This is a genomic window from Clostridium bowmanii, from assembly GCF_018861315.1.
Lineage (GTDB): Bacteria > Bacillota > Clostridia > Clostridiales > Clostridiaceae > Clostridium_AD > Clostridium_AD bowmanii.
The window spans coordinates 33861-45847 of record NZ_JAHLDL010000013.1; the positions used below are offsets into that span (position 1 = coordinate 33861).

The window sequence follows — 11987 nt, forward strand, 5'->3', positions numbered from 1 at the left end:
ATACTTTTATTTTGACTATACTGTATGCAATAGATTTAAATTTATGGAGGTGCAAAATGATTAAAGATTTAGTTTTGAAAAATAGATCATACAGAAAATTTTATCAGAATGAAGTTATAGAATTAAGTACTTTAAAAGAATTAATTGGCCTTGCAAGGTTATCGGCTTCAGCTGCAAATCTTCAACCATTGAAGTACATTATTTCAAATGGTTCAATTAAAAATGAGAGCATATTTAAAACTTTAGGATGGGCTGGTTACCTAAAAGATTGGGATGGTCCTATAGAAGGTGAAAAACCAAGTGCATATATAGTTATGCTTAACGACTTATCTATTAGTAAAAAGCCGCCTTTAGATATAGGTATATCAGCTCAAACCATACTACTTGGAGCTGTAGAAAAAGGTTTAGGTGGTTGCATGCTGGCCAATATTAATAAGGTAGAACTAGCTTCTGTTCTTAACTTAGATGAAAATTTTGCAATTGACTTAGTCATAGCATTAGGAAAACCTAGAGAAATCGTTGTTATTGACGAAATGAGTTTACCTGCAGATATTAAGTATTGGAGAGATGAAAAAGAAGTACACCATGTACCTAAAAGATCATTAGATGAAATTATTTTAGGCAACAACAAATAAAAATAAAACAAATTCACATTTTCGATTTAAAGAGGATATACAAAAATTTTATAATAAACATAAAAAGCTATGAATAAATATTTCATAGCTTTTTATTTGCTGTTTTATTTTCAGTGAAGCAAAGTTTAAGTCATATCATAGAAAATCATATTCTACTTAACATTTATTATAGTATAAATCTGTCTATTTATCAAAATTAAACCTCACTCACTGTTAAACTTAACAAGAGCTACTCTATCTAAAAATACTGTGAATTGTTTTTTTCTATAAACAATTCACAAAAATAACCGATAATATAATTAGCTATTGTATTATATTAAATTATAATGAAATAGTAATGCAATTATTTAATATATTTTACAATTATACCAATGAGGATTTTTAATGAAAACTAAGATTAGTACTAAAATAATTATCGCCATAGTGAGTTGTTCCATTTTGGTATCAGCAATTGTCGGAATCACAAGCATTGTTAAATCCACGAGCATTATTAAGCAGGAAACCACAGAGAGACTATTAAACATAGCTTTTAGTAGAGGCAATGAATACACAATACACACTACAAAAGTGGAAAATACTCTAAATGAGTTATCCGGACTAGTTTTAGGAACAATGGACTTATCTAAGGCTAAAGATCAAAAATATATGGATACCTATGAAAAAACTTTTAGTACGTTAATGAAGAGTTTAGGAGATAGCAACACAGGTCTTGTAGGGATGTATATGACTTTCGATCCTAAATTCACAGATGGAAGTAAAATTCGCGAAATATATTATGATTATGATGAACAGAAAAAACAAAGCGAAATCTTTCTTGATGATGAGAACTCAGAGGACTTTGTTGAAAACAATGTTAACAAGAATTGGTATTATGCTCCAATTAAAGCTAAGTCAGGATTATGGTCAAAACCTTATATAGACTCAGCTAGTAAAATGAATATGATATCTTATACCATGCCCGTATATGCTAACAATGTATTAGTTGGAGTTGCTGGTATTGATATTTCTTTCGAAAGTTTAAAAAAGATAATTTTAAATACAAAGATATATGATACTGGATCTGCATTTTTATTAGATAAGGATTATAGTTTTATAGTTGATGCAAGTAAAAAAGAGACTGAAAAACTAGATACATTAGATAACGGAAGATATAAATTTATAACTGATGAGTTGAAAAATAAAAAATCAATGGCCTTAGAGACAAGCTTTGAAGGCAATAAACAAATGATGGGCTATTATACTTTAAATAATGGTCAAATTATGGGAGTTAATGTGCCAAGCTCAGAAGTATTTAAAGATTTAAACAATTCAATATATATTATTATTTTAATAATAGCCCTTGGAATTATAGTTTCAATTGTTATAGCATTAGCTATTGGCAGAAGAATATCTAGACCAATAGAAGTTGCCACCAGGTTTATAGACAAATTATCTAAGCTAGACTTAACTTATAATGATAAGAACATTAACCAAATGCTCTTAAGCAAAGATGAAATTGGTATCATGGGAAATAGTTTAATAGAACTTAGGAAAGAACTAATAAAGGTAGTTGAGGAATTAAGCAAGGATTCTGCTGATGTGTTAGAGTCTACAAATACAATTTCTGTAAATGCAGATGAAACATCCTATTCCATTACTGTGGTTTCTCAAACTGTTGAAGAATTAGCTAAGGGGGCTGTTGAACAAGCAAGGGAGGCACAAGATGGTGCTTATAAATTGAATACACTTGCGGGTGAGATAGAAGAAGTTGCGGCTAGTGTATCGAGTCTTAAAGAATATTCAATAGAAATGGAAAAAATCCAAGATAAAGGTAGTAAAGCGATTAAAGAACTTAATGAAAAACTCCAATTGAATGTACAAGCTACTGAAAAAGTAGCTAATAATATAGACGTACTATCAAATAAATCAAACTCAATAGGTGAGATTATAAGTACCATCCAATCTATTGCAAGTCAGACAAATTTACTAGCCTTAAATGCGGCAATAGAAGCAGCAAGAGCAGGTGAAAGTGGAAAAGGTTTTGCTGTGGTAGCAGATGAAATCAGAAAACTAGCAGAAAAAACTGCTATATCTACACATGAAATAGATGATATTGTAAAACAAATTCAAGGTGAAATAGGTTTGGGCAAGAACAATATGGATGAAGCTAAAAATACTGTTAAGGAAGCGAATTTTGTAATGTTAACATCAACAGATGCCTTTGAAGTTATCGGAAATGCAATATATAATACTAAGTTAAAAATACAAAGTATTGCAAATAGCATCAATAAAGTAGATAGTGAGAAAGAGGATATAGTTTCAGCTATTCAAGGAATATCTGCAATAACTGAGCAAGCTGCTGCATCAACTGAGGAAGTCGCTGCAACTATGGAGCAGCAAGAAGCAGCTATTAAAAATGTATCTGGAACCGTAGAAGAATTAAAGGAATTAGTAGTTGTATTAGATAAAATAGTAGGTAGATTTAAAATCAAATAAATATGGATAGGATTTTTAATCACAAATATGCCTTCCTCTTAATTAGATTTAATTAGATTTGACAGCAATATTAACCGTAACTTAACTCAATAAAAGTATTTAGTTTCGGTGGATTAGTATATATCCTTGTTAACTGTTAATTAAATTCTTGTTAAAATCTTATTAAAATTCATTAAATTATAATTAAATTAAAAAAGCTGCGAATAAACAATTCACAGCTTTTTTGTTTAAAAGAAGGCAATAATTACTTAACGATTAACATACTTGTTGTAAAAATTTTCATCACTTGATGATAGATACATAATTCCTTCAACAAATCCAATTAGAGCTGGTATATAAGTCCAACAAAATACTAAATATAGAATTTCTTTTCCATTTTTGCCTAAATAAAATTTATGTATTCCCAAACCCCCAAGAAAAATGGCAAGTAATCCAGCAGTAGTTTTACTTTTATATTTAACAGGAAAACCTGCTGGATTATACATAAGCGGTGCTTGTTGTGATTGATACTGCTGCTCCTGATATTGTGGTGCTTGTGGAGATTGGTACTGTTGGGATTGGTATTGTGGTGCTTGTGGTGGCTGTGGTGATTGGTATTGCTGTGTTTGTTGTACTTGGTGTTGTGCAGACTGAGCGGCTATAGATTCGCCACAGTATTTACATTCTGTTGCATTTAAATCAATTGACGCTCCACAGGCTGGGCATTTCTTTTCACTCATTGAAATCTCTCCTTCAAAATATTTATTCTAACTAAAATTTACTAGGAAACTGTGTCTTGTTTTTTTCTAAATTGTAATAACAATAATTACCCCTTATACCCCAATATATAGAGAGTCCTAGACCTATCCATGTTACATCCATACTAGTTAATAAAATATTCACTGCTAAACTCGCTAAAGACAATCCCCATAATCCCTTTGTAAATCCACAAATCCATGAAAAAAAGAATGCACTCCAATTCCACTTTCCTTTATATGTTTCGTTGCTTTCTCCTATCTTACGGAACTCTTCTTGATATACATCTAACTTTGCAGTATTGTTTATGAAAATCACTTCTGCAGTAAAAGGGGTTCTAAGTATGTGTTTTTTCGACAATTTTCTTATTTACTCGCAAATTTACTTATCTTAACTAAAAATGCTTAAGTTATGACCATTAGTCACAATAAAATAAAAGCGCCACAAACAATTAGTGCTTGCAGCGCTTAATAGGATACATTATAGAAATTATTTGGATGCAATTTTAATAACCCCACTTAGAATTATAATAAGAGCAATAATTTGATAAACAACAAATTTCCACTGATGGTGTACCAATTTGTTTGTGTCTTGTGATTGACTATAACTAGTATCCATATCTTTATTTTGTTTTAATTTATTCATACTATCACCTTCCTCTCTATATTATCTATGTTTGTATCCGAAAGCATGTTGCAATTGATATATTAAAATTGTTAAAACACATATAAGCCATCGTATATTTTCATTATACTACAGTATTCAATATATAGCCTTATTTTGATCTAATACATACCAATATATACCAATCATACCTCTGTGCATTGTAACTTTATTGTTAAATTTAAATAAATTCTTGTTAAGTTTTACAAGATTCTAATAAAACTCAAATGAATTTTTATATACATTATAGAATATTATTAGAACTTTTATAGTAGTTTATTATAAGATATTTTTGATCACTACAGGGGGATAAATAATGAGAACAACCTTTAAAAAAAGACCTTCAATAAATCTTAGATTTGTAACCTTTGTTTTTTCTATACTAATACTAATATATATGATTTTCACTATTTTCTCCAGCTTTGAAACTCCATTAAAAAAGCCCCAATATGTTTCACATGGCCCTCAATACGATATATTAATAAATAAAGATGATTTAGTCTCCTATTCATCTACATTTTTAGGAATGCAGTACTTATGGGGTGGCACAACACCAGCCCTATCGGATATTACCGGGAAATATATAAGCGGTGGTTTTGATTGTTCAGGGTTTGTGCAGTATATTTATAAAAACTTCGGCATATCTTTGCCTAGAACAACAATGGATCAGGTAAACAAGGGTACATCTGTTAATATAAATAATCTTCAAATAGGTGATTTAGTTTTTTTTATGACGAATCCAATTCTACCCTATGAAGTATCTCATGTAGGTATATATATTGGAAATAATAAGTTCATACATTCTCCGAAAGAAAATGATGTTATAAAAATTTCTGAATTAACTGGATATTATAAAGATAAATTTATAATAGGTAAAAGACTGAGTATTCCATAAATACCTATTCATATCCGCTTTCCTAATATTTCAAAATATATTTATTTAGATATTATTTTAGTGAAAAAAATAAACTCCGCATGAGAATATGCGGAATTTGCCTATTGTATCTAAGTATAAAGGTAATTTTAAACTTGAAGTAATTATTCCAAGTACAATATTTAATGCAATACATATTGCCCAAAAAATTGTGATAAAGACCTTTTTATCTCTCATATAATAATACCTCCTATTTTTTACCTTTAACATAAAAAATTATATAAGAAAATTATTATTAAATCTAATTCACAATTTATATGGGTTTAACTTTACCTATAGATAAACCATATACTTAAGCGATTACTTTTTAAAAGGATTCCTTATTATTTCTTTGATTTTATTTATAGTAGATTCAGTTAACGTTTCCTTGATATCGTCTGGCTTCATACTTGTTATCTCCCATGAATTATCACTGCAAACCTTCATTATTTCATATACCATTCCTCTATTTTCACTTTTTTCAGCTCCCCAGCTCAACATAAGTAATCCATCCTTTCCCCCACTAACAACCAATTCTATTTTTACCTTATTGTCATTTATAAACTTCATGATAATAACTGCCATAAGGGTTGATTGAATCCTATCATAGTAAGATTCCCTCATAAGTATTCTTATATCTCCATCGCTGTAAATATGAGGCTTAAATTCATTATGATTATTATATAAAATATCACTTATTGTTCTTATATTTTCTCCTTCTATAACTAAATTTCCTACTTTCATACGTCATATGTACCTCCTATATTTTCTAAAACAAATTAGTTTAACATCTTTCTTGCAACATAATTATTATATTTTACTCCCTTTACATTGGTTTTATAAACTGTCTTAAATGTCTTCAACATAATTTTCATCCATATAACCAACACTGTATAATTTACCAAAACCATCTCCAGGTATAATTACTCTGTATTTAGCAATAGCTTTTTTCTTTTGGAGAGTGTTTTGTTCCTTTTGAATTGACTTAATACAATCTTTTTTTATTATAACAGTTTTTCTTGATAAATTTCTATATCTCAAGATAACGAAGTCTTTGTTCGAATATAAACCATTGTCAATAAAACTTATATAGTGCCAAATCGCTAAAATAGGTACTAATATAAATATATAATATCCATAAGGAACATAAATAGCTACTAAGCTCATTACTACACATTCAATTAATAATCTAAATACAAGAAATCCCATTAAAGCTTCCCTAGGAGACTTTATTAAGTCATAAGTTATATTCATTTCTGGTAGAATATCCTGAAAGAACTTATTGATCACCTCTCTTTTCCCACTAGGACAAATCACAGTGCTTCCTCCACCTTCTCCAACTTCTCCATAACCTGCAGTGTCAACTTTTAAAGAAAAGTAACCTAATGACTTTTTAATAACTCCCTCTACTAGTGTTAGACTTTGAATTTGCTTTACTGGAATAGTTACTTCTTTTTTATCAAATAATCCATAAGATAGTTTAATATTATCTTCATTTCTTATAACTGTAAATTTGTAATATTTTATTATAGTTGCAATAACAGATATCATCCATAAAATAAGCAACATAATAAAAATAAGTGTTACTCTATATTTTATCATACTTGTAGTATTAATGCCTTTAATTGCATCTTCACTAAATACTTGAACTTTTCTCATAACCTCTTTAGATGCTATATCCTGTATCTTAAAATAAGCGTTTATAATCATAAAAAATCCTGCCAAAATACCACTAGACATTAATGACATCATAAATAAATCTTTTACTGAACAATTGATTTTTTTTATATTTGCGCCTTCCATAATTTCAACGTTAGCACTATTTCTATTTTCTTTAAATATGATGCTTTTAACTCTTAATGCTTCTTCCTTGGATAATAAAATAGATATTTCAATCCTATCTTCTCCCCTAGCGGTATCAATTTCAAGTTTGCGCACATTAAATAACCTTTGTATTACCGAAGATGATATATCTGCACTTTGTACTTGTGAAAAAGGTACCATTCTCTCATGGGTCATAAAAACTCCATGTTTAATAGACAGAACATCATCATCTAAATAATACCCATTTTTCTTCCATCTTACTGTGGCTAAAATAATAACTAGGAGCACAGCAATGATTACTACTGAAATTACAGTATAATTTCCTCCATACTTCCCAGAAACTTTAAAACCTATTGATACTATTAATATGAAAAATATAACAAATGGGACTACTATATTTTTTATAAATTTAAAAGTTTCTGAAAATATTATAAACTTGTGGGAATTTTTTAGTTCTCTCATCTACTCCCCCCTAAACAATATTTTTTATATTTAACATATTATATTACTTCAGTATTTATTTACTAATAATATCATCCCATTATAAACCACTAAATTTAAAATCTTATTACCCCTATTCTATCATAGTATTTAGAACATTAGGACAATAGCATGAATTAAGAACAAATGTTGATGTAACCAATTATGGGTGTTACAATATTAGTAGAACAATATAACTTATATTAGCTTTATTCTAATTTTAGGAGGATTAACATGGGAAAAATGAGTTTCTTAGATAAAAAAGAAGATAAGGACCTAAAGAATGAAATAGCAGAGCTTACAGATAAGATGGACCAGCTAACTTTGGTAATCTGGGCTACTGATTGTGCAGAGCATGTGCTATCACATTTTGAGGAAGAATATCCTGAAGATAATAGGCCAAGGAAAGCTATAGAAGCAGGCCGTGCATGGGTGCATGGTAAGATATCTGTAAGCGAAGCTCGTTGTGCTGCTTTTGCAGCTCATGCCGCTGCCAGGGATGCTGATGATGGTGTTGCTCGCAGTGTTGCTCGTGCTGCTGGTCATGCCGCTGCCACCGTCCACGTTGCTGGCCATGCTGTTCATGCTGCTAATTATGCCGCCACCAGCATTTCCAAGGAACGTACTTGGCAACACCAACACTTGCTCGACCTTAGAAAAAATTCCTAGTACATTCAATGTACTAGGGTAAATCTAATTAAATTTGACAAGGTTTTTAACTATGGCTTAACTCTGCAAAGGCAATGTTTCCAGCATATCACTGGATTCCGGAGTTAAGTGTTAATTAAATTCTAATTAAATTTAACAAGATCTTAATTAGAATTTAATTCAACAAAAAAGATAAGCACTAAGTGCCTATCCTTTATAAAATCACAGATAATATATTACTCCAGTGTAGTTTATTTCTGAGTCTTCTTCATACTCTGCATAGTCAATATATGCACCTTTTAGCTCTATAACATTTTCATGTATGTCAAAGCCTTCTATACTTATTGTTTCTATTACATTATTTTCATTAACGCAGGTAGCCAATGTATAATAATATTCTTCTTCCGCATTATATATAATTGTGGTATTTAATATTCTAAAGGTTGCTTCCTTTCTAATTAATCTATCTACATTTACAATTTTCTCAAATTCACTTTTTTCCACTGGGTTATTAGTTTTTTGTTCCTTAAATAAAAAACTCATTTTTATTACTTCCCCCCAAATACATCTACTGTACTTACTTGTACAAAACATTTATCTCATTGTACTATATTATAGATAAAATGGATATATAAACCATAATTAATTTCTATATATTTTTAAGCGAGGCTTTATACCTCGATTTATCTGATTTAAAATATGTCAGTAAAATCCCAAGAAGCAACAGAAAAATATTTAGAGTGAATGGAAGTCTACGATCTATGCCCGAAAGAATTCCTGCAATCCATCCAAATGGGGAAGTAAACGCAACAACGATTACATATAATATAGCCATTATTCTAGCTCGTTCCTGTGGGTCTACAAGAATTACTTGCATAGAATCCAAAAGTGGACTTATAAAGGATATACTACAAGCCTCTAAAATGATACTTATTATAAGAATAAAATATCCACTGTCTGGGGTAACAATTAAGAGAATTTGGCTTATTATGAACAAGGAAAATCCAATAATCAAAGGCTTCTTAAATTTTAAGGCTCTAATTTTATGAACTAAGGTAAAGAAGAATATAATCATAATGGTGGAGCGTATAAATGGAAACATCCCTATGAATTTAGCTGGTATATGAATTCTTTCAGTTACTATAATTGCCCAAAAAGTATTATTAACTACTCCTATTATACTCATAATAAGCATAATTCCTAAGGTAAGCAAAGTTTCTGGAGTTTTGAGTATTTGTATAAAAACAGTGGAATATCCCTTAAGTAGGTTAGGAATATTTGTGTGCTTAGTTTCTTCCATTCTAATCATGCCTTGACCTGTTTCTTTAGCATACTTATTGAGTATTAAAAACTTAGAGGTCATTATAAAAAAAGAAATAATATAAAGCACTCTAACGGTTGGTACCAACTCAAATTTACCTATAAAAAATCCTGATAGTGGTGCAAAGAATGCAGCACCTAACCCTAATATATAAACCCAGGTATAAATATTAACAATTTGCTCTTTATCACAATCCTCAACTAATAGACAACTCCATGAATTCATTGTGACACGTGAAATACTATTTATAATAGCTGCAAGCACAAAATGAGAGAAATTTCTTGAAAATGCCCATATTAAGCAGGGAATGCTCCAGGATAAAATGTCAAAAATAAAAGTAGTTTTCTTCCTACCTAGCTTGTCTGTAATCACTCCTCCAAGAAGCGAAAAGATAATTTGAAAAAACATTCCTATACTGGCTGTAAAACCAATTTGGCTATCTGTTAGTCCTAAAGTATACATATATATAGAAACATAAGGAGCAAATAAATTAAAAGGAATACCCCATAGTGGTTCAGTATAAACACAGGCTCTAGGGTTGCCTTTTAGATGCACTAAGGTATAAATTAGTGGGTGTTGTTTTCTCATAGCTCTATCCTGAGCACTAAGTGCCTATCCATCATGCTCCACCAAACTCTCTTTTAAATTCCTTACCCCACCCCTTGGATCAGTTACATCTCCTATATATCTAGGAATTAAGTGCACATGTACATGATTTATGGTTTGTCCAGCATATGATCCTACATTTATGCCTATATTATATCCTGCTGGCTCATATTGAATATCAAACATTTCTCGTGCCTCATGCATTAAGCTATATATTGCTTTAATTTCTTCCTCAGTTGCCTCAAAAAAATCAGCGAAATGCCTCTTTGGTATAATTAAACAATGACCATTATTTACTGGGAAATGATCAAGTATAGCATAGGTCAATCTATTTTCTACTATTATTTCTGATTTACTATACTCGCAAAATATACATTCTGACATTATTCTTGTCCTCCTTATTTTGGTATTAAGATATGAATCCATGGTCTTTAATCTTTATTTTCAGTTTTAAGTTTAGCATCGTACTCATCATTAAGATAATTAAACATAGCTGCGGTGATAATATCATTTTGTGGAACATCATTATATTCCATAGCCTTAAATACTATTTTTCCATCATCATACATCCGATATTGAATTTTTACAACTACCGGGGTGTCATGATACAAAACGTTCCCCGTGATTGTAACATACTTATTCCCATCTTCAGCAGGGTCATAAATTTTCCAAACTGTATCAGATATGCCAGCATCAATAAGGTTACCCAAGATTACACCATCCTCCATTTTAGACTTCCTTACAGCTATAACTTCAGGTGATTCCTTAATATTGCTAATAATACTTTTCATTTCTTGCTTGGATTGCACATCGCAACCATTTATGGGCATTGAACCAATCGCAAGCAGTAAAATATAAGATATTTGTTTTAATAAACCAACTTTAATTTTCATGATTTGCCCCCCTTTAGCTTTCTCATTATTATGATTATTTTTTCTTCTATATTATCTTGTAAAATTAATTTATATATTAACTTACATTGTTATTTTATTTTACCATATTTCTCACATAATCATTTGATAATTCTTATACATTCTTCTGTTACCGTTTAAATATAGTAATTTAGAAGGAGCTTTGTCCAATATGTCAATTTAATTGTGGATTTTATATAGCTAATGAGGTAAAATGTACATAAGCAGAATATTACGATAATAGCTTGTTTTTCTATAAAAAATCAATCAGTGTACTAGCAAGCACACTAGATATTGAATGGAGGAATTTTATATGAATATTTTTTTAGTGGATGTAAACTCTGATAACTGGATGGAATGTGTGAGTTTAAAGGTTGCAAAGACTCAGAAGAATTTTGTAGCAACTAATTCATTTTCTTTGGCACAATCAAAATATGAACCTAATTGCACACCCCTGTGTATTTATAATGATAAAACTATGGTTGGCTTTGTTATGCTTAACGAAGAAGTGGATGACAAAAAAATTTGGATTTGCAGGTTTATGATTGATGAAAAGTTTCAAGGGAAAGGATATGGCAAGGGAGCCTTGGTAAAAATAATTGAATACATTGTCAATAATTATGATTACCAGCAAGTATATCTTAGTGAAGCACCTGAAAATTCAATAGCTAAAGGCCTATATACTAGTTTTGGCTTTGAATTTACAGGTAAAATTGAAGATGAAGAAGAGGTTATGGTTTTTAAAATTAAGTAGGACAAGTATATACTAAAATCAC

The 11987-nt window shown here is 30.1% G+C and carries 15 protein-coding genes; 5 read left to right on the top strand and 10 right to left on the bottom strand.

The features are described 5' to 3' along the window. The first annotated feature begins 56 nt into the window (after positions 1-56). Both KPL51_RS10420 and KPL51_RS10425 read left to right on the top strand, forming a co-directional pair. Positions 57-635: a nitroreductase family protein gene (locus KPL51_RS10420; RefSeq protein WP_216160635.1), complete on the top strand. Its 579-nt coding sequence runs from the start codon at positions 57-59 to the stop codon at positions 633-635. A gap of 384 nt (positions 636-1019) precedes the next feature. Further along, positions 1020-3110 (top strand): methyl-accepting chemotaxis protein, encoded by a 2091-nt coding sequence (locus KPL51_RS10425; protein ID WP_216160637.1) that lies wholly within the window; start codon positions 1020-1022, stop codon positions 3108-3110. 248 nt (positions 3111-3358) lie between these two features. On the opposite strand, the gene KPL51_RS10430 is transcribed toward KPL51_RS10425, so the two are convergent. From KPL51_RS10430 to KPL51_RS10440, 3 genes are all read right to left on the bottom strand, one after another. Next, positions 3359-3829, bottom strand: coding sequence for a TM2 domain-containing protein (locus KPL51_RS10430; RefSeq protein WP_216160641.1), 471 nt, complete (start codon positions 3827-3829; stop codon positions 3359-3361). A gap of 31 nt (positions 3830-3860) precedes the next feature. After that, positions 3861-4205 carry a DUF2628 domain-containing protein gene (locus KPL51_RS10435; protein WP_216160644.1) on the bottom strand — a complete coding sequence of 115 codons (345 nt, stop codon included), beginning with the start codon at positions 4203-4205 and terminating at the stop codon, positions 3861-3863. Positions 4206-4334: 129 nt separating this feature from the next. Further along, on the bottom strand, positions 4335-4490 hold the full coding sequence (locus KPL51_RS10440; RefSeq protein ID WP_216160647.1) for a hypothetical protein: 156 nt from the start codon (positions 4488-4490) through the stop codon (positions 4335-4337). Between the two features lie 334 nt (positions 4491-4824). Between KPL51_RS10440 and KPL51_RS10445 the strand changes: the two genes are divergently transcribed. After that, positions 4825-5403, top strand: a complete 579-nt coding sequence (locus KPL51_RS10445) for a C40 family peptidase (protein WP_216160650.1) — start codon at positions 4825-4827, stop codon at positions 5401-5403. 57 nt (positions 5404-5460) lie between these two features. Here KPL51_RS10445 and KPL51_RS10450 read toward each other — a convergent pair whose 3' ends face one another. The 3 genes from KPL51_RS10450 to KPL51_RS10460 all read right to left on the bottom strand — a co-directional run bounded on the left by KPL51_RS10450 (position 5461) and on the right by KPL51_RS10460 (position 7707). Further along, entirely contained in the window at positions 5461-5619 is a 159-nt protein-coding gene (locus KPL51_RS10450) for a hypothetical protein (RefSeq protein WP_216160653.1), read from the bottom strand. A 123-nt stretch (positions 5620-5742) separates the two neighbouring features. After that, positions 5743-6165 carry a hypothetical protein gene (locus KPL51_RS10455; RefSeq protein ID WP_216160656.1) on the bottom strand — a complete coding sequence of 141 codons (423 nt, stop codon included), beginning with the start codon at positions 6163-6165 and terminating at the stop codon, positions 5743-5745. Positions 6166-6270: 105 nt separating this feature from the next. Beyond that, the gene (locus KPL51_RS10460) at positions 6271-7707 is read right to left on the bottom strand and encodes a PH domain-containing protein (protein WP_216160659.1); all 1437 of its coding nucleotides are present in this window, start codon (positions 7705-7707) and stop codon (positions 6271-6273) included. A 252-nt stretch (positions 7708-7959) separates the two neighbouring features. Here KPL51_RS10460 and KPL51_RS10465 point away from each other — a divergent pair, with 252 nt between their 5' ends. Next, complete coding sequence (locus tag KPL51_RS10465; protein WP_216160662.1) at positions 7960-8394, top strand: putative immunity protein; 435 nt, start codon at positions 7960-7962, stop codon at positions 8392-8394. Positions 8395-8595: 201 nt separating this feature from the next. Here KPL51_RS10465 and KPL51_RS10470 read toward each other — a convergent pair whose 3' ends face one another. From KPL51_RS10470 to KPL51_RS10485, 4 genes are all read right to left on the bottom strand, one after another. Beyond that, the gene (locus KPL51_RS10470; RefSeq protein ID WP_216160665.1) at positions 8596-8916 is read right to left on the bottom strand and encodes a hypothetical protein; all 321 of its coding nucleotides are present in this window, start codon (positions 8914-8916) and stop codon (positions 8596-8598) included. A 106-nt stretch (positions 8917-9022) separates the two neighbouring features. Then, the gene (locus KPL51_RS10475) at positions 9023-10282 is read right to left on the bottom strand and encodes an MFS transporter (protein WP_216160668.1); all 1260 of its coding nucleotides are present in this window, start codon (positions 10280-10282) and stop codon (positions 9023-9025) included. Between the two features lie 24 nt (positions 10283-10306). After that, positions 10307-10726 (bottom strand): HIT family protein, encoded by a 420-nt coding sequence (locus KPL51_RS10480; RefSeq protein WP_216160671.1) that lies wholly within the window; start codon positions 10724-10726, stop codon positions 10307-10309. A gap of 5 nt (positions 10727-10731) precedes the next feature. Next, a complete protein-coding gene (locus KPL51_RS10485; protein WP_216160674.1) occupies positions 10732-11193 on the bottom strand; it encodes a hypothetical protein in 462 nt (153 codons plus the stop codon). Positions 11194-11524: 331 nt separating this feature from the next. Here KPL51_RS10485 and KPL51_RS10490 point away from each other — a divergent pair, with 331 nt between their 5' ends. Continuing rightward, the gene (locus tag KPL51_RS10490) at positions 11525-11965 is read left to right on the top strand and encodes a GNAT family N-acetyltransferase (protein ID WP_216160677.1); all 441 of its coding nucleotides are present in this window, start codon (positions 11525-11527) and stop codon (positions 11963-11965) included. Positions 11966-11987 lie beyond the last annotated feature (22 nt).